The 22,283-nt window shown below is 68.8% G+C and carries 20 protein-coding genes and 2 riboswitches; of the genes, 5 read left to right on the forward strand and 15 right to left on the reverse strand.

Annotated elements, in window-relative coordinates:
• Positions 1–116: 116 nt before the first annotated feature.
• The 9 genes from MKK84_RS01485 to uvrA form a co-directional block, all read right to left on the reverse strand.
• A complete protein-coding gene (locus MKK84_RS01485) occupies positions 117–1,379 on the reverse strand; it encodes a glycosyltransferase family 4 protein (RefSeq protein WP_243916263.1) in 1,263 nt (420 codons plus the stop codon).
• Positions 1,380–1,444: 65 nt separating this feature from the next.
• Positions 1,445–2,260 (reverse strand): glycosyltransferase family 2 protein, encoded by an 816-nt coding sequence (locus tag MKK84_RS01490; RefSeq protein ID WP_243916264.1) that lies wholly within the window; start codon positions 2,258–2,260, stop codon positions 1,445–1,447.
• 780 nt (positions 2,261–3,040) lie between these two features.
• Positions 3,041–4,243, reverse strand: a complete 1,203-nt coding sequence (locus MKK84_RS01495; protein ID WP_243916265.1) for a Zn-dependent hydrolase — start codon at positions 4,241–4,243, stop codon at positions 3,041–3,043.
• A 186-nt stretch (positions 4,244–4,429) separates the two neighbouring features.
• Positions 4,430–5,851 (reverse strand): methylenetetrahydrofolate--tRNA-(uracil(54)-C(5))-methyltransferase (FADH(2)-oxidizing) TrmFO, encoded by a 1,422-nt coding sequence (gene trmFO, locus MKK84_RS01500; protein WP_243916266.1) that lies wholly within the window; start codon positions 5,849–5,851, stop codon positions 4,430–4,432.
• A 74-nt stretch (positions 5,852–5,925) separates the two neighbouring features.
• Positions 5,926–6,072, reverse strand: a complete 147-nt coding sequence (locus MKK84_RS01505; protein WP_020095497.1) for a DUF1127 domain-containing protein — start codon at positions 6,070–6,072, stop codon at positions 5,926–5,928.
• Between the two features lie 371 nt (positions 6,073–6,443).
• Complete coding sequence (locus MKK84_RS01510) at positions 6,444–6,710, reverse strand: GCG_CRPN prefix-to-repeats domain-containing protein (RefSeq protein ID WP_243916267.1); 267 nt, start codon at positions 6,708–6,710, stop codon at positions 6,444–6,446.
• A 169-nt stretch (positions 6,711–6,879) separates the two neighbouring features.
• A complete protein-coding gene (locus MKK84_RS01515; RefSeq protein ID WP_243916268.1) occupies positions 6,880–7,854 on the reverse strand; it encodes a S1C family serine protease in 975 nt (324 codons plus the stop codon).
• Positions 7,855–8,075: 221 nt separating this feature from the next.
• Complete coding sequence (locus tag MKK84_RS01520; RefSeq protein WP_243916269.1) at positions 8,076–9,065, reverse strand: transporter; 990 nt, start codon at positions 9,063–9,065, stop codon at positions 8,076–8,078.
• A gap of 535 nt (positions 9,066–9,600) precedes the next feature.
• Positions 9,601–12,735: an excinuclease ABC subunit UvrA gene (gene uvrA, locus MKK84_RS01525; protein ID WP_243916270.1), complete on the reverse strand. Its 3,135-nt coding sequence runs from the start codon at positions 12,733–12,735 to the stop codon at positions 9,601–9,603.
• Between the two features lie 284 nt (positions 12,736–13,019).
• On the opposite strand from uvrA, the gene MKK84_RS01530 reads away from it, so the two are divergent.
• On the forward strand, positions 13,020–13,292 hold the full coding sequence (locus MKK84_RS01530; protein WP_243916271.1) for a type II toxin-antitoxin system ParD family antitoxin: 273 nt from the start codon (positions 13,020–13,022) through the stop codon (positions 13,290–13,292).
• A gap of 140 nt (positions 13,293–13,432) precedes the next feature.
• Here the strand turns inward: MKK84_RS01530 and MKK84_RS01535 are convergent, their stop codons facing one another.
• The gene (locus MKK84_RS01535; RefSeq protein WP_243916272.1) at positions 13,433–13,858 is read right to left on the reverse strand and encodes a cupin domain-containing protein; all 426 of its coding nucleotides are present in this window, start codon (positions 13,856–13,858) and stop codon (positions 13,433–13,435) included.
• Between the two features lie 10 nt (positions 13,859–13,868).
• Positions 13,869–14,888, reverse strand: coding sequence for a zinc-binding alcohol dehydrogenase family protein (locus tag MKK84_RS01540; RefSeq protein WP_243916273.1), 1,020 nt, complete (start codon positions 14,886–14,888; stop codon positions 13,869–13,871).
• 108 nt (positions 14,889–14,996) lie between these two features.
• On the opposite strand from MKK84_RS01540, the gene MKK84_RS01545 reads away from it, so the two are divergent.
• The 3 genes from MKK84_RS01545 (at position 14,997) to MKK84_RS01555 (ending at position 18,114) form a co-directional block, all read left to right on the forward strand.
• A complete protein-coding gene (locus MKK84_RS01545) occupies positions 14,997–15,356 on the forward strand; it encodes a winged helix-turn-helix transcriptional regulator (protein ID WP_243916274.1) in 360 nt (119 codons plus the stop codon).
• Between the two features lie 101 nt (positions 15,357–15,457).
• A complete protein-coding gene (locus MKK84_RS01550) occupies positions 15,458–17,515 on the forward strand; it encodes a methyl-accepting chemotaxis protein (RefSeq protein WP_243916275.1) in 2,058 nt (685 codons plus the stop codon).
• A 131-nt stretch (positions 17,516–17,646) separates the two neighbouring features.
• Entirely contained in the window at positions 17,647–18,114 is a 468-nt protein-coding gene (locus tag MKK84_RS01555) for a DoxX family protein (protein ID WP_243916276.1), read from the forward strand.
• Positions 18,115–18,289: 175 nt separating this feature from the next.
• Here MKK84_RS01555 and MKK84_RS01560 read toward each other — a convergent pair whose 3' ends face one another.
• From MKK84_RS01560 to MKK84_RS01575, 4 genes are all read right to left on the reverse strand, one after another.
• Entirely contained in the window at positions 18,290–18,895 is a 606-nt protein-coding gene (locus MKK84_RS01560; protein WP_243916277.1) for a glutathione S-transferase, read from the reverse strand.
• 86 nt (positions 18,896–18,981) lie between these two features.
• The gene (locus MKK84_RS01565; RefSeq protein ID WP_243916278.1) at positions 18,982–19,233 is read right to left on the reverse strand and encodes a hypothetical protein; all 252 of its coding nucleotides are present in this window, start codon (positions 19,231–19,233) and stop codon (positions 18,982–18,984) included.
• A gap of 248 nt (positions 19,234–19,481) precedes the next feature.
• Complete coding sequence (locus tag MKK84_RS01570; RefSeq protein ID WP_243916279.1) at positions 19,482–20,018, reverse strand: DUF2721 domain-containing protein; 537 nt, start codon at positions 20,016–20,018, stop codon at positions 19,482–19,484.
• A 122-nt stretch (positions 20,019–20,140) separates the two neighbouring features.
• Complete coding sequence (locus tag MKK84_RS01575) at positions 20,141–20,497, reverse strand: hypothetical protein (RefSeq protein WP_243916280.1); 357 nt, start codon at positions 20,495–20,497, stop codon at positions 20,141–20,143.
• A gap of 158 nt (positions 20,498–20,655) precedes the next feature.
• Positions 20,656–20,758: riboswitch (glycine riboswitch) on the forward strand.
• A gap of 1 nt (position 20,759) precedes the next feature.
• A riboswitch (glycine riboswitch) is annotated at positions 20,760–20,875 on the forward strand.
• Between the two features lie 63 nt (positions 20,876–20,938).
• Between MKK84_RS01575 and MKK84_RS01580 the strand changes: the two genes are divergently transcribed.
• Entirely contained in the window at positions 20,939–22,201 is a 1,263-nt protein-coding gene (locus MKK84_RS01580; RefSeq protein WP_243916281.1) for a D-amino acid dehydrogenase, read from the forward strand.
• Positions 22,202–22,283 lie beyond the last annotated feature (82 nt).

Raw genomic sequence — 22,283 nt, forward strand, 5'->3', positions numbered from 1 at the left:
CCGCCGGCTTCGTCGTCCACGGGACGACGGACAGTACCACCCTGTATTCGGGCGATCCTACCTGCATCTTGGTCGCGCAGGTCCGACTGCGGGCAGAACGACGAAGCCGAATCAGGTCATACGACCGGCCCAGCGGCGAGCAGCGCCTCGTCCGCCTTGCTCAAGGATCGGCCCGCGGCCTTCCGGTAGAGCACGCCGAAACGCCGGACCACGGATTCCCATGTATGCGGGGCGACGACCTCCCGCCCACGCGCAACGAGCTGGTTGCGCAAGGGTGCCTCCGACCACAGCCTGAACATGGCAGCGGCGATCTCGCCATAGTTGTCGGGATCGAACAGGAGCGCACCGCCGCCGGTCAGCGACGGCAGAGAGGTCACATTGGAGGAGGCCACGGGGCATCCGAGGGTGAAAGCCTCCCAGATCGGACAGCTACCAGCTTCGAACTTCGTGGGCACGATGACGCCGCGCGCCAAGTGGTAGAGCAGCACCAAGTCACGCTGAGCGATGTAGCCGGCCCACCGAATGCGATCGGTCACGTTCAGGGCAGCCGCCCGTTCCAGCACGCGCAAGGAGAAGGGCGTGATCGCCCCTGTGAAGACCAGGAGGGGCGGTGTAAGACCTTGGGCGCGCAGGATTGCGGCAGCCTCTAGGAGGCCGATGTGATTCTTGTGCTCCCAGCCGGCCGCCGGGTAGATCAGGAAATTATCCGGCTGGATCTGCAGACGATCGCAGATGGTCCGCACTTCTTCCGGTGTCGGAGGCGTGCGGTCGGTCGCCGGTGGTGCGAACGGGATGACAGGCAGCTTCTGGGGCGCCACACGGTATTGCCGTTGGACATCTTCGGCGATCCAGCGCGCGGCGACCGGCACGATGGTCGCCGCATTGCAGAAGTACTGGTATATAACCTCACGCTGTTCGAGTTCCTCGTCGGAGAAGAACTGCGGCAGATGAAGATGCTGCAGATCGTGAGGATGATAGAGGAGCGGCAAATCGGAATCGGGCGCGAATTGCGATGGGGCGTGAACCACATCGACGCCCGCAGCCCGCAAGGGTCCCGTCGCATCCCGGAGATTGACCTGGAGGGTGGCGCTATCGCCCTGGAATTTGAAGATCCGCTTGGCAACCTGCGTACCGACCATCTTGGATTCACGTCCGCGGACCGGCAGCGCATCGGTGTTCAGCAGCAGCAAGCGGCAATGGTCTGGCATGATGGCGCGCAGGTCGTCGCGCCCCTCCGAATCCACGAGAATAGAAAAGCGGAATTTGTCAGCCGGCAGGTGGTGGAGATGGGTTACCAGACCGCGTGTGACTTCCGCGACGCCACCGGCCGCCCCGAGGGACAGACGCGCATCGATTGCCACATGAAGCTGATCCGACATAACCCAATGTTCCCCTATACTCCCGCCAAGGTGTCATTGGCCGAGAGCCTTGTGCGGGGCTTGTCTCACCAGGGGATGCGCCCGTAGCGCTCGATGAGCTGCGCGTATTCTGCCCGGCTCTGCTCGGCGAGGACGGGGTCGGCGGCCAGACGGGCCATACCGGAACGGGAATGCACGAGCCGAATGACCAGCGGAGCCAGCATCGTATGGCGCTGCAACTCCAAATTGTTTCCGCCAAAGCGCACGACATTGGCGATCCAGGGCCGCACCTGTTCCGCCATGGCAAAGGTTGCCGGCGCCATTGCATCGAGGAGATGGCAGCGTTTGACCCCGGCCTCACTCAATCGACCGAGCCACTCGTTATCGAGATGCCAACGCATCGTCGGATCGAAGCGCCCCACCCGCCGGAGGATCGCCGAAGGCATGATCCAGCCCGACGGCGTCGGGAAGTCGTTGATGCGTAGAATTTTCCCTTCTTCATCGATTTCAAGCTGCGTTGTTGAGACAAAATCGCTCTCCTTTAAAATATTCAAACCCCAAGTCAAATAATTACAATCCCAGCAATCATCGTCTTCCAAGAATGCGACATAGTCGAAGCGGCCATTCGCTGCGTCGATCCCAGCATTCAATGCGCCAGCTTGCGAGCAGGTATCGCTATGCGCCCAGATGATTTCGGTCCGCTCCGCCAGGTGGGAGGGAATCGCCGCATGCGCATCAATTCCGATGATGAAGGTGAGATGGGCCCGCCCTTCCGCAACCGCCGTCTGTGCCAGGGCGCTGTCGATCGCCCGCTCGACAAAGTACGTGCCGGTCCGGCCACCATTGGTGATTCGTTGTAGACGGGACGGCAGGATCACCCCGACCGAGAATATCCGCGCCATTATCCGCGACCCCAATCCTGTTCATTGATTCGGCCAAATCCAGGCCGCAGCAGAGTCGTTGAGGCACGCTGATGCGAATGCCAAGCTGTGCAGCGTCTGCAGGAAATTTAACATTGATCCACATGCGCGGCCGGCTTTATCAGACAGCTTAGACTGAAATTTTGTGCATCTTGTGCCAACTTTAGAGAAATACGACGCGTGAGCCACAAATCTCGGCTCGGAACCAGTGCGAATTATTGTGAGACGCGTTTTTTGTCAATTTATTTCTGAATATCATTATTATACGATATTGTAACGGCACAAAACCATCGAACAATTTTATCAAAAAATTCTTCTGCCGAGAAGACATGGTCTCATTAATACAGACCCTGCCGTAGATTACATGATCCATCTCCGTGAGCATGAAACGCGGATATTCCGAGTCGTGCCGTTGAGGATTCAGCTCCTGGGAACAGCGCGCTGAACCGCCAGGATGCACGGCTATGTTATAGCCCTCGTCCGGCCGCGGCCCCCTGCAAGCCTCGATCCGGAAGGATTTCGGACGCGGCTCGGCGCGGGGCGTCACCGTGGGCGATAGGCCCTGGCGAACGCCGCCGGTATCCTGTCCGATGAATCCGACACGATCGCCTTCACTTCAGCCAAGAGCATTTCGGTGGAGGGCCCCGCACCGAAGGCGCCCCGGTCCATTGCGGGGTGCGGGCCGACGCAGCGGCCGCCTCGATCAACGCGTGGAATGCCCTTTTTCAGGGAGCAAGACGCATCCTCGGGCGCGCATCCCGCTTACACCGACAGCGCCCGCGCCGCCGCCTCACCGAGCGCCCGCACCCCCAGCGCCAGATCCGCATCGCTGGTATCCTCCGCCCAATGGTGGCTGATGCCGCCGATCGAGGGGACGAACAGCATCGCGGCCGGCAGGATCCGGGCGACGTTCTGGGCGTCGTGGCCGGCGCCGGAGGGCATCACCTGCCAGCCGCCCGGGCAGACCTGCTCGGCGGCCTCCGAGAGGGCGCGCATCAGATCCGGGTCGCAGGGGGCGGGGATCGCCTTGGAGAGGGCCGTCAGCGTGGCGGGGCAACGCTCGCGCCGGTTCGATTCACGCACCAGCGCCTCCAGGCAGGCCTCCATCCGCTCCAGCACCGGAATCGACACGTCGCGGAACTGGAAGAACACCTCGGCCCGGCCCGGGATGATGCTGTAGCCGCCGGGGTCCAGGGTGATCCGCCCCGTGGTCCAGGTGCTGCGCGGGCCGCAGACCGTCGGGAACTCCCGGTCGATCGCCGCGAGTAGCCGCACCGCCGCGAGGCCCGCGTCCCGGCGCTCCGCCATGGTGGTGCCGCCCGCATGGTCCTGGTTGCCTTCGAACACGATCCGGAACTGCCAGATCGCCACGATGCCGCTCACCACGCCGAGATGCAGGCCGGCGGATTCGAGTTGCGTGCCCTGCTCGATATGCATCTCCAGGAAGCCGCGGTAGCGGCTCGGGTCGAGCCGCATCCGGGGCAGGCCGGCGAGGCCGGCGGTCGCGAGCGCAGCGCGCAGGGGGGTGCCGTCGGTGCGGTTGCGGGCTTCGTCGATCTCGGCCTCGGTCAGGTCGCCGATCGCCGAGCGGCTGCCCAGGAAGCCGCCGGAGAAATGTCCCTCCTCGTCCGCGAAAGCCACGACGTCGACCGGCAGCCCGGCCCGGGCCAGCGCCACACCGGCCACGACCCCGAGCGCCCCGTCGAGCCAGCCGGCCTCGTTCTGGGTCTCGATGTGGCTGCCGACCAGCAGATGCGGGCCGGCGCCGCGATGGCGCCCGAGCACGTTGCCGATCCCGTCAATGGACGCCTCCAGCCCGCAGGCCTCCAGCTTGGCCATCAGCCAGCGGCGGGATTCCATGTCGGCCGCCGAGAAGGTCGGGCGGTGGACGCCGGTGCGGAACCGCCCGATCTCACGCAGTTCGTACAGGTCGGCCAGGAAGGCTTGGGTAGCGATCTCGGTCATGCAATCCCCGGGGGCTGGACGTACCGACCGTGCAAGGCCCATGCGCACATCCTGGGTTTCCAAAGGGCTTGCAGCCCTTTGGCGGGGTGTCGGGGCAGAGCCCCGATTTGGGCTTCGGCCCAACCCCAGCAGGGTTCCACCCTGCACCCGCAAAAGGGCTCGCCCTTTTGAATCCGGGACTTGGCGCTACTCGGCTGCTACGGGCGTCCGGCCCGCCGGCTCCGCCCTCCAGGTGGCGAGGTCGGCCCGGGCGCGGTCGGTCAGCGCGCGCTTCTTGAGGGCCGCCTTCTCGGGCCCGCGCAGGCGCCGGCCGGTCTCGTTGCGGGGCGCCTGCGCCAGGGGTGGGAACAGACCGAAATTGACGTTCATCGGCTGGAACGAGCGCGGCGCGTTGGCCTCGCCATCCGCTTCCACGTGGCCGCCCGTGATGTGGGCGATCAATGCACCCAGCGCCGTGGTCTGGGGCAGGGGAGCGAGGGGTTGCCCTGCGGCCTCGGCCACCGCGAAGCGGCCCGCCATCAGTCCCACCGCGGCGCTCTCCACGTAGCCCTCGCAGCCAGTGATCTGGCCAGCGAAGCGCAAGGCCGGACGGGCCTTCAGCCGGAGCGTGGCGTCGAGCAGGCGCGGGCTGTCGAGATAGGTGTTCCGGTGCAAACCCCCGAGGCGGGCGAACTCGGCCCGCTCCAGGCCGGGGATCGTGCGGAAGATCCGCACCTGCTCGGCGTAGGTCAGCTTCGTCTGGAAGCCCACCAAGTTGTAGAGCGTGCCGAGCGCGTTGTCCTGGCGCAGCTGGACGATCGCGCAGGGCTTGACCAGGGGGTCGCGCGGGTTGGTCAGGCCCACGGGCTTCATCGGGCCGTGCCGTAGGGTCTCGGGCCCGCGCTCGGCCATCACCTCGATGGGCAGGCAGCCGTCGAAATAGGGCGTGCCCTCCCACTGCTTGAACCCGATCTTGTCGCCCGCCACGAGGGCGGCCACGAAGGCCTCGTACTGCGCGCGGTCCATCGGGCAGTTGAGGTAGTCGGCCCCCGTGCCGCCGGGGCCCGGCTTGTCGTAGCGCGACTGGAACCACGCCACGTCCATGTCGATCGAGTCGCGGTGGACGATCGGCGCGATCGCGTCGAAGAAGGCGAGGGACTCGGCCCCGGTGAGCCCGCGGATGCCCTCGGCCAGCGCCGGGGCGGTCAGCGGGCCGGTGGCGACGATGCAGGAGCCCCAATCCTCCGGCGGCAGGCCCGCGACTTCCCCGCGGACGATGGCGACGTTGGGGTGCTGCTCCAGCGCCCGGGTGACCGCGACGGAGAAGCCTTCGCGGTCCACCGCCAGCGCCCCGCCGGCCGGCACTTGGTTGGCGTCCGCCGCCCGCATGATCAGCGAGCCCAACGCACGCATCTCCTGGTGCAGCAGCCCGACGGCGTTGCTCTCGGGATCGTCCGACCGGAAGGAGTTCGAGCAGACGAGCTCGGCCAGCCCGTCCGTCTGATGGGCCTCGGTGCGGCGCTCCGGGCGCATCTCGTGAATGACGGCGCGATGGCCGGCCTCGGCCACCTGCCAGGCAGCCTCGGAACCGGCGAGACCGCCGCCGACGATGTGAATGGTCTGTGTCATACCCGAGAATAGCGAAGGACCGCCGCCCGGATCAACGGGCGGCGGTCCTTCGTAGGCCCACACAGTCTCGGGGATCAGACGCGGGCGACGCCGCGGATCTCGCTGCGATTGATGCCGAGATCGGCCAGATCGCGATCCGAAAGGCGGGAGAGCTGGGTGACCGTGTCGCGGTACCGGAGATAGGCGCGGACGCGGCTCAGGACGCTACGGGCGGCGGACATGATATGCTTTGACCTCTGTTCGGGCATCCGATGGCGCTTCGATGCGCATCGGTGCCTCTTGTTGGTGCAATGCACATATAAGCCCGCTGCGGCGCAGCAGGAGTCGAAAGGTCAAGCATCAGCCCTGCGGTTACCGCATGCCCCGCTTAAGATCTCGGCAACCTTTCCGAATGGTCATTCTTTAGGCGCATGCGGGTCCGCCGAACGCACGAAGGGCGCCCCATCGGCCGATGGAGCGCCCTTCGCGTTGGATCGAGCGGCTAGAGCCGTGCGCCCGATCGCGCACGGCTCTCAACCCCTAGTGTGACGCGCTCTCCAGCGCCGAACCGGTGTCCACTTTGGCGGAGAGCGCACTATCGCGCGGGGCCGCCTCAGTAGAACGGGCGCGCGCCGTAGTAGCCATAGGGGCGGCCATAGGGCCGGGGCCGGCCATAGCCGTAGCCGCCGTAATAGACCGGCCGGCGCCAGTAGCCGTCGGGGCGGGGCCCCCAGTTCGGGCGGCAGATGCCCCAGGGATTGGGATGGAAGCCGGGGCCGCAGCCCCCGGCGGCCTGGGCCGAGCCAGCAAGCCCGAGGCCGCCGGCGATCACGGCGGCCACAACGAGCGCCTTCGCGCGCGGTGCGCTCAGAAACGTCATGACGGGATCTCCTCACTACCTCCGGCGGATCGGCAGCCGGTCGAGGAAGATTCGGCTCCGCCGCCTGAACCGACGCTGAGCCAGAGGTTGTAGCGGGGACAGGCTCGCGGCGGCATCGGGGCAACGCCGTACAGGCCGCCGCGGTTTCACGGCCGAGGTTTTCGCGCGGTCAGTGCAGCGAGGGCGTGCGCAAAAACCGCTCCCGGTCGGCGGAGACGAGGGCGAGCTTCACGCCCCGCCCCTCGCGGCGGATGGTGAGCGGCACCCGAACGCCCGCCTCGCCGAGTGCCCAGACGCTGCGGAACAGGGCGGCGAGATCCGCCACCGGCTCGCCCGCCACCGCCTCGATCACGTCGCCGGCCTGGAGGCCGCCGGTCTCGGCCGGGCCGCCATCGGCGAGGCCCATCACCACGATGCCCTCCTCGCTCTCGGTGGCGTAGAGGCCCAGCCAGGGGCGCGGTGGCCGGTTCGCCCGCCCGCTCGTCGCGAGGTCGTCGAGGATCGGCGGCAGCAGGTCGATGGGCACCACCATGTTGATCGGGCGCGCGCTTCCCGAGCCGCCCTGCTGCAATTGCAGCGAGCCGATGCCGAGCAGCTCGCCCTGGGGGCCGATCAGCGCCGTGCCGCCCCAATGCGGGTGGGCGGGGGATGTGAACAGGGCCTCGTCCAGGACGTATTCCCAGTAGCCGGCGAATTCCTGCCGGGCGACCACCTCGACGGCGACGCAGCGCTGGCGCCCGCCCGCCCCGGCCAGCACCGCCCGGTCCCCGGTCTTCAGCCCGGCCGAGCGGCCGAGCGGCAGGGCCGGCACGCCGAGGTCGCCCAGGGCCTGAACCAGGCCGAAGCCGGTGGCGGCATCGAAGCCGAGGACATGGCCTTGCACCGAGCGGCCGTCCCGGGTGGTGAGCCAGACGCTCTCGGCCTCGGTCACGAGGTAGCCGATGGTCAGCACGAGGCCGTCCTCGCGGATCATCACGCCGTTGCCGGCCCGCTCGGTCCCCAGCGTCTCGGCCGTGAACGCGCCCTCCGGCACCCGCGTCGACAGGGCCAGCACCGCCGAGAGCGCCCGGTCGAGGTCGTAACCATAATCCGCAGGCCGCGGCTGGGCCTGCGCGGGGATCTTCCACTCGCCCTGCGTCGCCATGAGAGTCCTTCGCGCGTCCTTCGCAGATCCGCACCCTGGCCGGAACCGGGTGCGCGAAAGACGACAAGATAGGATGTCCGCGCGCCCCGCGACACCCATGTCGGGCGCCCCGCACACCATTGCCGCAGGGCTGAAAACGAAGAGGACCGCCCGGCCGGGGCCGGGCGGTCCTTCGAAAGCGTCCGGGTCCCGCCGCGCGGCGGGACCCGGGTTGGCGCGTCTCAGTACTTGCGGACCAGCGGCGCCGGGACCGGCGTGGCGGCGGCGACCGGCGAGTACAGCGGGACGATGAAGCGGATCCAGCCGTCCGTGGAGTAGTCGCTGCGGGTGCGGCCGAACGCGTTGGTGAGGGTCGCGCCGGTCACGACGTCGCGGGCGACGTAGGCCTGGACGGTGAAGATCTTGAAGTCGTAGCCGATGAGGCCGCCGACGGCGAACCGGCCGCGGTTGCCGGCCGCCGCGCTGTACTGGCTGATGTCGAAGTTATACGTGCCGTAGGCGATCGGGCCGATCTCGAAGTTGCCGAACTTCTTCGTCGCGGTGATGTCGAAGTTCAGCGAGTCCGAGAGGTTGATCGGGCCGATGGCGGCGCCGACCTGACCCGGGAAGCGGCCGGGCGAATCGTAGATGTTGGCGGTCAGGTTGCCGGTGATGTTCCAGCCGTCACCGGTGTAGCTGCCGGCAACGCCGAAGCGGTAGGTGTTGGAGGAGAGCTGCGGCAGCACCGGGGTGCCGACGACCTGACCATTGACGACACCGCCGTTGATCGAGCCGCGGTCGCCGTTGAGGTCGTTCAGGTACACGCCGCCGAGCAAGCTGACGCCGAAGTTGCTGCCGAGGTCGAACGCCCAGATGCCGCCGACGAAGGTGCCGACGTTGATCGAGATGTCCTTGTTGCGCTGGCCCGCCGGGTTGCGGGTGAAGACGAACACGGTCGGGGGAGCGACGAGCAGCTCGACGCGGCCGCCGAGCGGAACCAGCGGGGTCGACCAGACCAGGACCGGGACGTTGACGGCCGTGTCGGCGTCGTTCCGGCCGTCGGTGCGGCGGTAGGTGAACGTGTTGATGGCGTAGAGGCCTTCCGGCAGCGGCGCGCCGACAGCGAGGCCGACCTGCTCACCGGGAACCGTCGTGGTCTGCGCCTGCGCGATCGTCGAGGTCATGCCGACCGTGAGCGCGACCGTGCCGGCCGCGAGCCAGTTCTTCATCATTGTCTCATTCCTTCCCAAGGTCCCAAGGCATCCGTCCCGCTTTCGGCACTTCCCTGCCGGTCTGCTCGCTCATTGCGGCTGCCGGCTTCGGACCTACCGAGCGCCCCCACGGAGCCTGCCCGTCTCAACGTCTGCGACTATTCTACAGAGACCCTCGGAAAGACAGTGGAATGCTCGCTCGAATGCCAAAACCGGCCCAACCGTTGCCCAAAAGCCGCATATTTGCGGCGGCGCAACACTATCCACAAGGCGGGTTCGGGAGGCCGTCTCCGGCAAAATATCGTTGAACGGTCAAGCTGTTGTCGCCGCGGATCGCGGGAGAATCCGGCAAGCCCCGGCGGATGATCGCGCAGGGGGCGGGCTCGGGCGCTTCGGTCCGGATCCGGCCCCGATCGGCGTCCGGACGGGCCCGCGCCGGGCGCGAAACGCCGGGTGACGGCTCGAATCACCATCCGCGGGGACCGATCTGGGCCGGCACCCGGCAAAAACTGCCGCGTCCGGCGGGCGTGGACCGGCGCCCGCACCGAAGCGCCGTCTACTCGGCGGCGCTTCGGCGGGGCGCGCGGGCGGCGACCGGCGCCGCGGGGCGCCGCTCCAGTACTTCGTGCAGGAACCGGCCGGTATGGCTGGCCTTCGCGCGGGCGATCTCCTCGGGGGTGCCCTGCGCCACCAGCCGCCCGCCGCCGTCGCCGCCCTCGGGACCCATGTCGATCACCCAATCGGCGGTCTTGATCACTTCGAGATTATGCTCGATCACCACCACGGTGTTGCCCTGGTCGACCAGCTCGTGGAGCACCTCCATCAGCTTGGCGACGTCGTGGAAGTGCAGGCCGGTGGTCGGCTCGTCGAGGATGTAGAGGGTGCGGCCGGTGGCGCGCTTCGACAGCTCCTTGGAGAGCTTCACCCGCTGCGCCTCGCCCCCCGACAGGGTGGTGGCCTGCTGGCCGACATGGACATAGTGCAGGCCGACCCGTTTCAGGGTCTCGAGCTTGTCGCGGATCGCCGGCACCGCCTTGAACAGCTCGGCCGCCTCCTCGACGGTGGAATCCAGCACCTCGGCGATCGACTTGCCCCGGTACTTCACCTCCAGGGTCTCGCGGTCGTAGCGCTTGCCCTTGCAGACGTCGCAGGTGACGTAGACGTCCGGCAGGAAGTGCATCTCGATCTTGATGACGCCGTCGCCCGAGCAGGCCTCGCAGCGCCCACCCTTGACGTTGAACGAGAAGCGGCCGGGCTGGTAGCCACGGGCCTTGGCCTCCGGCAGGCCGGCGAACCAGTCGCGGATCGGCGTGAACGCGCCGATATAGGTGGCGGGGTTCGAGCGCGGCGTGCGCCCGATCGGCGACTGGTCGATGTCGATGACCTTGTCGAGGTGCTCCAGCCCCTCCAGCCGCCCGTAGGGCGCCGGATGCTCCAGGGCGCCGTTCAGCTTCTTGGCGACGGCCTTGTAGAGGGTGTCGATCACCAGGGTCGACTTGCCGCCGCCCGAGACGCCGGTGATGCACGTGAAGGTGCCGAGCGGGATCTCGACGTCGACGTCCTTGAGATTGTTGCCCCTTGCGCCGAACAGCCCGAGCTTGCCCTTCCGGCCTTTTCGACGCGCGGTCGGGGTGCGAACCGACATCTGGCCCGTGAGGTACTTGGCGGTGAGCGAGGCCGGGTTGGCCAGGACCTCGGCGGGGGTGCCCTGCGCGATGATCTCGCCGCCGTGGATGCCGGCGCCCGGGCCGACATCGACCACGTAATCGGCCTGCAGGATCGCGTCCTCGTCGTGCTCGACCACGATCACCGAGTTGCCGAGGTCGCGCAGGCGCTTGAGCGTGCCGAGCAACCGCTCGTTGTCGCGCTGGTGCAGGCCGATCGAGGGCTCGTCCAGCACGTAGAGCACGCCGGTCAGCCCCGAGCCGATCTGCGAGGCGAGGCGGATGCGCTGGCTCTCGCCGCCCGAGAGCGAGCCGGAGCCGCGGGCGAGCGTCAGATATTCCAGGCCGACATCCACCAGGAAGCTCAACCGGTCGCGGATCTCTTTTAAGATGCGGACCGCGATCTCGTTCTGCTTAGGCGTCAGCTTCTCCGGCAGCTCGGAGAACCAGCGGTGCGCCTCGCTCACCGAGAGAGCCGTGACATCGGCGATGTCCGCCATGGCGATTTTCACGGCCAGCGCCTCGGGCTTCAGCCGCTTGCCGCCGCAGGTGGCGCAGGGCGTCTCGCTCATGAAGCGCCCGATCTCCTCTCGGACGGCGTCCGAGTCGCTCTCCTTGTAGCGGCGCTCCAGATTCGGGATCACGCCCTCGAACGGCTTGTTGACCGTGTATTTGCGCAATCCGTCATCGTAGGCGAAGCGGATCGACTGCTTGTCGGAGCCATAGAGTACGATGGCGCGGGCCGTCTCCGAGAGGCTCTGCCAGGGGACGCTGGTCTTGAAGCCGAAATGTTCGGCCAGCGCGTCGAGGGTCTGGCCGTAATAGGGCGAGGTCGACTTCGCCCAGGGGCCGATCGCGCCGCGCTTCAGGCTCAGGGCCGGATCGGAGATCACCAGCTCGGGGTCGATCCGCATCTCGTGGCCGATGCCGCTGCAGGTCGGGCAGGCGCCGAACGGGTTGTTGAACGAGAACAAGCGCGGCTCGATCTCCGCGATGGTGAAGCCCGAGACCGGACAGGCGAAGCGCGACGAGAAGGTGATGGTCCGGGGCGCTTCGCCCTCGGGGGCGTCGGCGAACACGACCTCTGCGATGCCGTCGGCAAGTTCCAGGGCGGTCTCGAAGGAATCGGCGAGCCGCGAGCCGATATCGGCCCGGACCACGATCCGGTCGACCACCACGTCGATGTCGTGCTTGAACTTCTTGTCGAGCTTGGGCACGTCGTCGATGGCGTAATACTCGCCGTTCACGCGCAACCGCTGAAAGCCTTTCTTTTGGTATTCAGCGATTTCCTTGCGGTATTCGCCCTTGCGGCCGCGGACCACCGGGGCGAGCAGGTAGAGCCGGGTCTTCTCCGGCAGCTCCAACACCCGATCGACCATCTGCTGGACGGTCTGGCTCTCAATCGGCAGGCCGGTGGCGGGCGAGTAGGGGATGCCGACCCGCGCCCAGAGCAGGCGCATGTAGTCGTAGATCTCGGTGACCGTCCCCACGGTGGAGCGGGGATTCTTGGAGGTGGTCTTCTGCTCGATGGAGATGGCCGGCGACAGCCCGTCGATCTGATCGACGTCGGGCTTGGACATCATCTCCAGGAACTGGCGGGCATAGGCCGAGAGCGACTCGACGTAGCGGCGCTGACCCTCGGCGTAGATCGTGTCGAAGGCGAGCGACGACTTGCCCGAGCCCGAGAGCCCGGTGAACACCACGAGCTTGTCCCGCGGGATGGTCAGGTCGACGTTCTTGAGATTGTGCTCCCGGGCGCCGCGGACCGCGATGACCCGCCGGTCATGGGCGGAGGCCGGCGCGGCGTCGAACAAGGCTGCGAGCTTGGCGTCGGTGGCGGCCTCGGATTTCGCGCGGGCCGGCTTGGCCTGGGCAGCTTTGGCCGGTGCGGCTTTGGGCTGGGCGGCCTTCACGGCGATGGGGGCCTTCGGAGCCGTCTTGGAAGGCGTTTCGGCGGCAGCTTTGGGCGCGGCGTTCGCGGCACCAGCGCGGCTTGCGGCACGACTTCCAGCTTGGGCTTTGGCCATGAGAGCGGCGGTCTTTCGAGGCGTCGACGAAGTCGAATCGGATGCGCGCGCGGGCCAGCCGCCGCTCCAACTCATGTCGAGCCCGAAAGGCCCACGGCAAGGTGCGGCCGGCGGGACGCAGACCCGACATGCGCCGCCCTTGCTAGAACGAAACGCGTACGGCCGCAACCGCTCCGTGCAGCGGCGATGCGGATGACGTCATCGACGCTCAGGCCCGTCAATGAGATTGTGAAAAACGCTTATCGTTGGGATCGCGACTCTGCCGGGCGAATGATGGAGGCCCCATGGCGACCATACCGATTTCCTTGCCCAACCCGACGATGAAGGAGCGGCTCGAAGCAAAGATCAAACAGGGTGATTATGCCGGCACCAGCGATGAGACCCGCGACCTCGTGCGCCGTGACCACGAGCGGCGGACCCAGGCCGAACTGACGCTTGAGGAACTGCGTCAGATCGTCGACGAGGCCCGCACCGGAGGATCGAGCCGCTGTAAAGTGCCTGATATCCTCGCCCGGGCCAGGAAGCACGCGCAGGATGACCCATCACCGGATGCGTGAGCCACCGTCACGGCGAGGGTTGAAGCGGATCTGTTCGCCGTCCCTGGTTCGCGGCACTTCGGTATCGGCCAAGATCGGCCAAGTAAGAAGCCTATGCCGGTGTGCTGGCTCCGGCCGGGCGACCCTGCAGGTGTGACGCCTCACCCCTCCGCGTTGCGCGCCATGAAGGTGGCGGGTGTCCCGTCCTCCGGGTTTACGAAGACGATGTCGGTGGGCGCCCGCCGGGGCGTATCGATCGACAGGAACACCACCGGCTCTTCCGGCTCGATCGTCGGCATGGCGTGAACGGTTCCCTTCTCGAAGAACAGGAGCTGGCCGGGGCCGAACGCCGTGACAGTGTCCGGATCCCCCAACCAGACCGTGCCCCGGCCCGAGAGGCAGTAGAGATACTCGTCGCAGGTGGCGTGATAGTGCGGCGGGGTCGGCCGGTAGATCCGGAACACCCGGGCGCTCGCCGCCTCTCGGTCGGTCAGGTAGGTGTCGACCAAGAGGGTTTTTGCGCTGTCGGGCAGGGACGCCGCCAGCGCCGCCACATCGAAGATGCCGGTTCCCGCCGCTTCGGCCATCCCGTCCCCCTCACTCCGAAAAGCCTTCGAGCACGATCTTGCCCTTGGCGCGCCCGCTCTCGATCAGCGCGTGGGCGCGCTTCAGGTTCGCAGCGTCGATCCGTCCGTAATGCTCCCCCAGGGTGGTGCGCAGGCGCCCGGAATCAACGAGGCGAGACACCTCGTCGAGGAGCGCGCCCTGGGCGGCGATGTCGGCGGTGGCGAACATCGACCGGGTGAACATGAACTCCCAGTGCAGCGACAGGCTCTTGCGCTTGAGGAGCCCGACATCGAGCTGCTCCGGATCGTCGATCAGGGCGAGGCGGCCCTGCGGGGCGATCAGCTCCACGATCTCGGCGAGATGGGCGTCGGTGTTGGTGGTGGAGAAGACGAGGCCCGGGGCGCCGAGGCCGAGGGAAGCCACCTCGGCGGCGAGCGGCTTGGCATGGTCGACCACGTGGTGGGCGCCGAGGTCCCGGCACCATTGCGCGGTCTCGGGCCGCGACGCGGTGGCGATCACGGTGAGGTCGGTGAGCGCCCGGGCGAGCTGGATCGCCACGGAGCCGACGCCGCCCGCGCCGCCGACGATCAGGATCGCCCGGGCCGCGCCCGGCACCGGCTTGCCCGCGTCGAGCCGGTCGAACAGGGTTTCCCAGGCGGTGATCGCGGTGAGCGGCAGGGCGGCGGCCTGCGCCCAGTCGAGGCTCTGGGGCTTGTGCCCGACGATGCGGGCATCGACGCAATGGTATTCCGCGTTCGTGCCCGGCCGGGTGAGGTCGCCGGCGTAGAACACCGCGTCGCCCACCGCGAAGTTTTGGACCTCCGCGCCCGCGGCAACGACGGTCCCGGCCGCGTCCCAGCCGAGCACCTTGACGCCGCCGGCCTCCGGCTCGGCCCGGCGCCGGACCTTGGTGTCGACCGGGTTCACCGAGACCGCCTCGACCTTCACCAGCAGGTCGCGGGGGCCGGGCTCCGGTTGCGGCAGGTCAAGGGCGACCAGGGCTTCGGGATCGGTGATCGGCAGGGACTTGCGGTATCCGACGGCACGCATCGTGATCTCCTCCGGCTTGTCAGGCAGGAGATGCCGCGGCCCTTCGCGCGCCGCAAGTACGCACATAAAAGGCCGATAGTGCCGAAAACGATACCATGGGAGACCGCGATGGCCCGCACCCGTCACCATACCGGCGCCTGCAGCCCGGGCTGCGCCGTCGAGGCGACCCTCCGGTTCATCGACGGCAAGTGGAAGGGTGTGATCCTCTACCACCTGCTGGAGGGGACCCTGCGGTTCAGCGAGATCCGGCGGCGGCTGGCCAGCGTGACCCAGCGCATGCTCACGAATCAGTTGCGCGAGATGGAGGCGGACGGCCTGATCACGCGAACAATCTATGCTCAGGTGCCCCCGAAGGTGGAATACAGCTTGACCGAGCGCGGTCGCTCCCTGGAACCTGTCATCCGCGCCCTGAAGACCTGGGGCGATCTGCATGCCGGACAGGCAGATCCCGCCCAGAACGCCGCGTGATCGAGCAGATCCGATCGAATCGCAGCGGGGATCTATAACCGGATGTTCAACACTTGGCGGGATGGTGAACCGTCACTTTCCGAACAGTACCAGATCGTCCCATGCTGCTCCTGTCCTCGCTCCGCGCCCGCATCCTGGCGGTGGCGCTCGCCCCCTGCCTCGCCTTCGCGGGGGCGGCGGGTCTGGCCGTCTCCGACCAATGGGCGCGCCGCGCCGAGATGGACCGGGTGGAGAGCCTCGTCGGCCTCGCCTCGCGGATCAGCGCCTTCGTGCACGAGGGCCAGCGGGAGCGCGGCGCCTCCAGCCTGTTCCTGGCTGCGAAGGGCGCGCAGTTCGGGCCGGAGCTCGCGGCCCAGCGCCAGCGCACCGATGCGGCGCTGGCGGGGCTGCCGGAGGCCATGGTGGCCGCCACGGGCTTTGGCCCAGCCTTCGCGGCACGCGGGGCAGGGTTCGCTCGGGCGCTGACTGAGCTCGCGGCACAGCGCCGGGCCGTGGACGCCCTGACACCCAGCCCCCCCGAGGCGGCGCGCTTCTACACCGGCCTGATCGGCGAGGGGCTCGGCCTCGTGCGGGCGATGGGCGGGGTGATCGACGAGGCCGGTCTCGCCGCCCGGGCCAACGCCTACGCGGCCTTCCTGGCGCTCAAGGAGGCCGCCGGCCAGGAGCGGGCCGCCGCCTCGGCCGCCTTCGCGTCGGGCAGCCTGGATCTGGCGGCGGCGCGCCGCCTCGCGACCCTTTCGGCCGAGCAGGCGACCTATGCGGGCCTGTTCCGGGCCGGGGCCGAGGGCCCCCAGGCGGCGCTGCTCGACGCCGCGGAGGCGACCGAGCCGGCCCGGGAGGTGGCGCGCCTGCGCCAGGCCGCCCAGGAGACGATGCCGGGCGCCCCTCTGGCGTTCCGCGACGCGCCGGCCTGGTTCCGCCTCGCCACGCAGCGGATCGACGCCCTGAAGGGCGTGGAGGACCGGCTGACCGGCGACCTCGTCGCCGCCGCCGGTACCGTGCGCGCCCGGGCCGACCGGATGCTGACCCTGTGGAGCGTCGGGGGACTGGCCCTGTTCGCCCTCGCGGCGGGTCTGGCGGTTTGGCTCGGCACGGCCATCGCCCGGCCCCTCGCCCGGATGGCCCGGGTTCTGGCGGCGATCGGCCGGGACGAGGCCACGGACGACGCGGCCGAGCTGGCGATCCCGTCGGGCGGCCCGCGCGAGGTCCGGGCGATCGCTGCGGCGGCCCTGGCGTTCCGCGACAGCGTCGCCGAGCGCCGCGCCGCCCGGGCCGCGCAGGAGCGGCTCACCGCCGAGACCGCCGAGGCCCAACGCGCGGTCGCCCTCGGCCTCGCCGACAGCTTCGAGCGCCAGGTCGGCGGCATCGTCGGGGCGGTCTCGGCAGCCGCGGCCCAGCTGGAAGCCTCGGCCCGCGGCATGGCCCGGGCCGCCCAGGACACCACCGACCTCGGCCGGGCGGTGGCCGTATCCGCCGATTCGGCCGCGCGCTCGGCCGATACGGTGGCGGCGGCGACGGAAGAACTCACCGCCTCGGTGCAGGAGATCGGCGTGCAGGTCGGGTCCTCGGCCGACCTCGCGGCCGCCGCGACCCGGGACGCGGACGGCATGGCCGGGGAGATCCGGCGCCTCGCGCAGGCCGCCGGCAGCATCGGCGAGATCGTCGCGATGATCTCGCAGATCGCCGGCCAGACCAACCTGCTGGCGCTGAATGCCACGATCGAGGCGGCCCGCGCCGGCGAGGCGGGCCGGGGGTTCGCCGTGGTGGCGGCCGAGGTCAAGGACCTCGCCACCCAGACCGCCCGGGCCACCGAGGAGATCGGCGCCAAGGTCGCGGAGATCACCGGCTCCACGGAGGCTTCGGTCCGGTCGATCGGCGGCATCACCGCGGTGATCCGCAACCTCGCCCAGATCGGCGCCGAGATCGCCGCCATGGTCGAGGAGCAGGGTGCGGCCACCGCCGAGATCGCCCGGACCACCGCGCAGACCGCGCAGGACACCCGCGGAGTCTCCGGGCACATGACGGGCGTAGGCGAGGCGGCGGACACCGCGAGCCAGGGCTCGGCCCAGGTGCTGCAGGCGGCGGGCAACCTCTCCCGGCAGGCGGGTGCCCTGCGCGAGGCCGTGACGGGGTTTCTGGAGCAGGTGCGGGCGGCCTGAGGGGAGGGGGCTCGGCCCCGGAGCCGTGCCCGGTCGCGTTCAGCCTCGACGAACCGAATTCCCCTTCCCCGATCACGCCCTATTTGATCACGCGAGGGCCCCGGGGCCGGATCGGAACGCATCTCACGCCCATGGCCAGTCTCAGCGTCGCGATCGCGTTCGGCATCCGGTTGCTCCTCGTGCTGCTGTTCCTGCCGTTCAGCGCCCTCGACAAGATCCTGAACTTCAAGGGCGCGGTCGGGCAGGCGCGCCAGGCCGTGCACGCCACCGCGCCCGCCACGCTGCTGATCCTCGTCGGGCTTACCGTCGAGATCGGGATGTCACTGTGCATCCTGACCGGCACCGCCGACCGGGCCGCCGCCTTCGTGCTCGCGGGCTATTGCGGGGTCACGGCGCTGCTGTGGAAGCAGTTCTGGGCACCGGGTGATTTCTGGGCCGGCGGCAAGGGCCGCGAACTGTTCTGGGACTTCTTGAAGAACTTCGCGCTCGCGGGCGGCTTCCTGCTCATCACCTTCGGCACCGGCGCCGGGACGGTCCAGGATTTCCTCGCCGATCCCCTCGGCTCGACCCATCCCTACGCGGCCCCATCCCGGCCCTAACGCGGTCGAGTCCGGGTTCCCAAAGGGCGAGCCCTCTGGTGGGTTGTCAGGGCAAGGCCCTGACGGTCTCGGGCGCAGACCGACACCGGACAACTCCGGCACCAGACGACGTCCGGCACCAGGCTCTGCCCTGGCCCCGCGAAAGGGCTCGCCGTTTCGAAACCACGACAGGCCCTCAGCCCTTCGGCACGGTGGCGGCCATCGCGGGCTCGCGCTCCACCACGGCGAACCACGCCGCCAGGGCGGGCCGGCCGTCCCGCCAGGCGAGATCGGAGAAGCGCAGGTCGAGGTAGCCCAGTGCGCAGCCAAGCGCGACCGTGCCGATGTCGAGCGCCGGCAGATCGGCCGCCAGGGCCTCGAACCGGTCGAGGGCCGCCGTGATCTTGCCGATCTGGCCCGCGTCCCAGGCGTCCCAGCGCCGTTCCTCCGGGCGCAGCACGCGCTCGTAGCGGGTGAGCAGCGCCGCATCGAGCAGGCCGTCGGCCAGCGCCTGCCGGGTCAGCGCGTCCCAGCGTGCCGCGCCTTCGGGGAACAGGTGCGGGCCGTCCGAGAGGCCGTCGAGGTACTCGCAGATCACCCGGCTGTCGTAGAGGGCGGTCCCGTCCTCGAGGATCAGCGCGGGAATCTTGCCGAGCGGATTGTGGGCGGCGACCTCCGCGGCGGATCCGGTCGGGGAGGCCGTGGCGGCGGTGACGGTGATCCGGTCGATCAGCCCCGTTTCGTGGGCGAGGACCAGCACCTTGCGGGCATACGGGGAGGCGGGGGAGTAGAGAAGCTTCATCGGACCGTCCCGGTTGGTCGTGGCGCCGCGGCGGCGCCGCCGGACCTTGCACCGATGGGACGGGGAATCCAGTCCCCGGTTCGGCCTCAGGCTTTCCGGGTCATCCCGGAGCCGGCATGCACCACCTGGGTCCGGCGTGACTGCGTGGGTCGCGTGAGGCGCCGCGCGCGCCACGTGAGGACGGCGGTCGCCACCCGGTCGAGGACGAGCATGAACAGGCTGCCGATGATCGCCAGCACGCAGGTGGCGCCGATCAGCACGCCCCAGATCCCGGGGGCCGGGATGATCATCAGGCACAGGAGACCGAACACGGCCGCGCCGGGTATCCACTTCGCCATCGCGCTGCCTGCCTGTACTCGACCTACATCCGGCCGGCTGGAGCCACACCGATAGCCTCAATACTGATAGCTCAACTCAAATATCATCACAGCGATTTGTATAAAATTCAATGTATCCCATACGTATTGGTTTACGACAGATAAATCCCCTTGGTGGGCAGCAATCCGCGATCAAGGTGCAGGCCAGGGCGGCCATCCGCGATGCGCAGCGCTCGCCCCTGTTCCGATGTGTCCTTCGCAGACGCGCCCTACGGTCGGACCGGGACGCGATCCTGGCCGCGTCGCTGCGGATCATCGATGGCGCCGGGATCCTGATTGATGCCGTGCGCCAGATCCGGGATATCCAGCAACTCGCTGTGAATCTGCCGGCGGATGATCCGCCCCTCCAGGGCCACGATGACCGCGCCGGCGATGACGAGCAGCAGGCCCAGCAGGGCGGTGCCCATGCTCGCCAGCTTGAGCAGCCCGATGTCCTGGAAGACGATCGACAGGCCGCCGAAGATCATCGTCGAGATCAGCAGCATCGCGGAGACGAGGCCGCATCCGGTGGCGCGGTTCATCAGCTCGCAGCGGCGCTTGTAGTTGAGGATCTCGTCCCGCATGTTGGCCTTCCGGCTTCCGGACAGGTCCGACGTCCTGAACTTCTCGATCAGGTCGCGGTAGCGCTCCACCGCGGCGTCGTAGCGGGTCTGCAGGAAGGCCACGAAGATCCACGCGGCGAAAATGATCGAGGCCGCCGGCCCGACCGTCGTGAGCACCTTCGCGAGGTCGAGATTCATCGGCATTCGGGGCTTTCGGCATGGGGTGATCGACTGGTCGACCCTCCGGCAAACCGGCACCTGCGCGGGCTGTTCCCGGCCCGGACCCGCGGCGGGCAGGCGCGTCGGAGTGCTCGGCCCGGAGCGCCCTAGGCCCCCTGAACCGAGCCGGATTCGCTCAGCGGCAGGGTCCGGCCCTCGCTGACGAGATGGTAGAAGCGCCCTTCGAACATCTGCATCACCGCCTCGGTGGCGGCATGCGATTCCGGGCGGATCGGGGAGGCGAGGCAGGCGTCGAGCGCCGCCTGATCGGGAAAATCCATCTCCAGGATCATGGCGATCGGCCGGGCATCGGCATCCTTGGAGACGAGGCGCTGGACCCGCACCGCGGTGACGCCCGGGAAGCGCCGCCAGAACGGCTCCAGCTCATCCCGCACCCGGCGGAAGAAGTCCTCCTCCCGGCCCTCGCGCACCGTGCCCTCGTAGATCGCGGTCCTGGTCAGCATCGGGGCGTCTCCGCCTTCGGATCCCCTTTCAACCGCCGGCGGCCGGGATCGCTCCCGACCGGTGACAGCCGGCACGCGCTGTCTGCGGAACCGGCAGGGTGCCGGGGATCCGGGCTTCTCCGGGGCCGCCGAATCGGCGTATCGAGAGGTCAGCCCATCGCGACGATGCGGGAGAGACCGGGATCCACCCAGAGAGGGGGACCCGGCGCCGACGGAGCAACCGCCCCGGAAACTCTCAGGCACCGGAACCGTGTCGTCAGGGCAATCTGGAGAGTGGTGCAGCGGGGAAGCCCGTGGGCACCCGCCGAAGGGGACGTTCGCGACAAGGCCTCGCCAGGGCCGGACGCGGATCAAGCTCTCAGGCACCGGGACAGATGGGGCGCGCAACCGGCCGACCGCTCGAAGGCGGCCTCCACGCGTCCTCGTTCCGGAGTTCCACCCATGACCCACATCGCCGTAATCGGCGCCGGCATCACCGGCGTGACGACCGCCTATGCGCTCGCCCAGCGCGGCTACCGCGTCACCGTCCTCGACCGGCAGCGCTACGCCGCCATGGAGACCTCCTTCGCCAATGGCGGCCAGCTCTCGGCCTGCAACACCGAGGTCTGGAACAAGCTCTCGACGGTGCTCCACGGCGTGCAGTGGATGATGCGTCGCGACGCGCCGCTGCTGATGAACCCCACCCCCTCCTGGCACAAGCTGTCGTGGATGGCAGAGTTCATGCGCGAGATCGCCCATTACCGGCAGAACACCGTGGCGACCGTGCGGCTGGCGCTCAAGGCGCGCACCGCGCTGTTCGCCATGGCGGAGGCCGAGGGGATCGACTTCGACCTGAAGACCCGCGGCATCCTGCACTTCTACCGGGACCGGGCGAGCTTCGAGAAGGCCACGGACGTCAACGCCCTGCTGCGGGAGGGCGGCCTGGAGCGCTACGCCGTGACCCCGGAGGAGATCCGCGCGATCGAGCCGACGCTCGCCGGCCGCTATCACGGCGGCTTCTTCACACCGTCGGACGCCACCGGCGACATCCACAAGTTCACCCGGGGCCTGGCCGCCGCCTGCGCGCGCAAGGGCGTCCGCTTCGTCCAGGACGCCGACGTCGCGACGATCGCGCCGGGGGAGGGGGGCTACGCCGTCGGCTGGCGTCAGACCGGGCATGCGACGGATGCGCCGCAGGTCCTGCAGGCCGACGCGGTGGTGATCTGCGCGGGCTGCGCCAGCCGGCACTTCGCGGCACTGCTCGGGGACCGGGTCAACGTCTACCCGGTGAAGGGCTACTCGATCACCGTGAACCTGCTGACGCCGGAGGCGCAGAGGGCTGCGCCCGAGGTGAGCATTCTCGACGAGGCGGCCAAGATCGTCACTAGCCGCCTCGGCGACGAGCGACTGCGGGTCGCCGGCACGGCCGAGTTCAACGGGTTCAACCGCGACATCCGCCACGACCGGATCCAGCCGCTGGTCGACTGGACCCGGGAGCAGTTCCCGTCGGTCGACACCGACCGGGTGGTGGCCTGGAGCGGCCTGCGCCCGATGCTGCCGAACATGCTGCCCAAGGTCGGCCGGGGTCGCCGGCCGGGGGTGTTCTACAACACCGGCCACGGCCATCTCGGCTGGACCCTCTCGGGGGCCACCGCCGAACTTGTCGCCGAGGCGATCGCGGCCGAGCACGCGCCGGAGCGGACGACCCTGCCGCTCGCGGCGTGAGAATCCCGGGATTCCAAAGGGCATGAGGCCCTTTGGCGGGTTGTCAGGGCAGAGCCCTGACGAACATCGCGGCGCGCCGTCA

Source organism: Methylobacterium sp. E-065 (assembly GCF_022829605.1).
In the GTDB taxonomy this organism is placed as follows: Bacteria; Pseudomonadota; Alphaproteobacteria; order Rhizobiales; family Beijerinckiaceae; genus Methylobacterium.

Excerpts from the sequence above, each read along its gene's own strand:
- MKK84_RS01485 (WP_243916263.1), bottom strand. The coding sequence starts at position 1,379 with ATGTCGGATCAGCTTCATGTGGCAATCGATGCGCGTCTGTCCCTCGGG.
- MKK84_RS01490 (WP_243916264.1), bottom strand. The coding sequence starts at position 2,260 with ATGGCGCGGATATTCTCGGTCGGGGTGATCCTGCCGTCCCGTCTACAA.
- MKK84_RS01495 (WP_243916265.1), bottom strand. The coding sequence starts at position 4,243 with ATGACCGAGATCGCTACCCAAGCCTTCCTGGCCGACCTGTACGAACTG.
- trmFO (WP_243916266.1), bottom strand. The coding sequence starts at position 5,851 with ATGACACAGACCATTCACATCGTCGGCGGCGGTCTCGCCGGTTCCGAG.
- MKK84_RS01505 (WP_020095497.1), bottom strand. The coding sequence starts at position 6,072 with ATGTCCGCCGCCCGTAGCGTCCTGAGCCGCGTCCGCGCCTATCTCCGG.
- MKK84_RS01510 (WP_243916267.1), bottom strand. The coding sequence starts at position 6,710 with ATGACGTTTCTGAGCGCACCGCGCGCGAAGGCGCTCGTTGTGGCCGCC.
- MKK84_RS01515 (WP_243916268.1), bottom strand. The coding sequence starts at position 7,854 with ATGGCGACGCAGGGCGAGTGGAAGATCCCCGCGCAGGCCCAGCCGCGG.
- MKK84_RS01520 (WP_243916269.1), bottom strand. The coding sequence starts at position 9,065 with ATGATGAAGAACTGGCTCGCGGCCGGCACGGTCGCGCTCACGGTCGGC.
- uvrA (WP_243916270.1), bottom strand. The coding sequence starts at position 12,735 with ATGGCCAAAGCCCAAGCTGGAAGTCGTGCCGCAAGCCGCGCTGGTGCC.
- MKK84_RS01530 (WP_243916271.1), top strand. The coding sequence starts at position 13,020 with ATGGCGACCATACCGATTTCCTTGCCCAACCCGACGATGAAGGAGCGG.
- MKK84_RS01535 (WP_243916272.1), bottom strand. The coding sequence starts at position 13,858 with ATGGCCGAAGCGGCGGGAACCGGCATCTTCGATGTGGCGGCGCTGGCG.
- MKK84_RS01540 (WP_243916273.1), bottom strand. The coding sequence starts at position 14,888 with ATGCGTGCCGTCGGATACCGCAAGTCCCTGCCGATCACCGATCCCGAA.
- MKK84_RS01545 (WP_243916274.1), top strand. The coding sequence starts at position 14,997 with ATGGCCCGCACCCGTCACCATACCGGCGCCTGCAGCCCGGGCTGCGCC.
- MKK84_RS01550 (WP_243916275.1), top strand. The coding sequence starts at position 15,458 with ATGCTGCTCCTGTCCTCGCTCCGCGCCCGCATCCTGGCGGTGGCGCTC.
- MKK84_RS01555 (WP_243916276.1), top strand. The coding sequence starts at position 17,647 with ATGGCCAGTCTCAGCGTCGCGATCGCGTTCGGCATCCGGTTGCTCCTC.
- MKK84_RS01560 (WP_243916277.1), bottom strand. The coding sequence starts at position 18,895 with ATGAAGCTTCTCTACTCCCCCGCCTCCCCGTATGCCCGCAAGGTGCTG.
- MKK84_RS01565 (WP_243916278.1), bottom strand. The coding sequence starts at position 19,233 with ATGGCGAAGTGGATACCCGGCGCGGCCGTGTTCGGTCTCCTGTGCCTG.
- MKK84_RS01570 (WP_243916279.1), bottom strand. The coding sequence starts at position 20,018 with ATGCCGATGAATCTCGACCTCGCGAAGGTGCTCACGACGGTCGGGCCG.
- MKK84_RS01575 (WP_243916280.1), bottom strand. The coding sequence starts at position 20,497 with ATGCTGACCAGGACCGCGATCTACGAGGGCACGGTGCGCGAGGGCCGG.
- MKK84_RS01580 (WP_243916281.1), top strand. The coding sequence starts at position 20,939 with ATGACCCACATCGCCGTAATCGGCGCCGGCATCACCGGCGTGACGACC.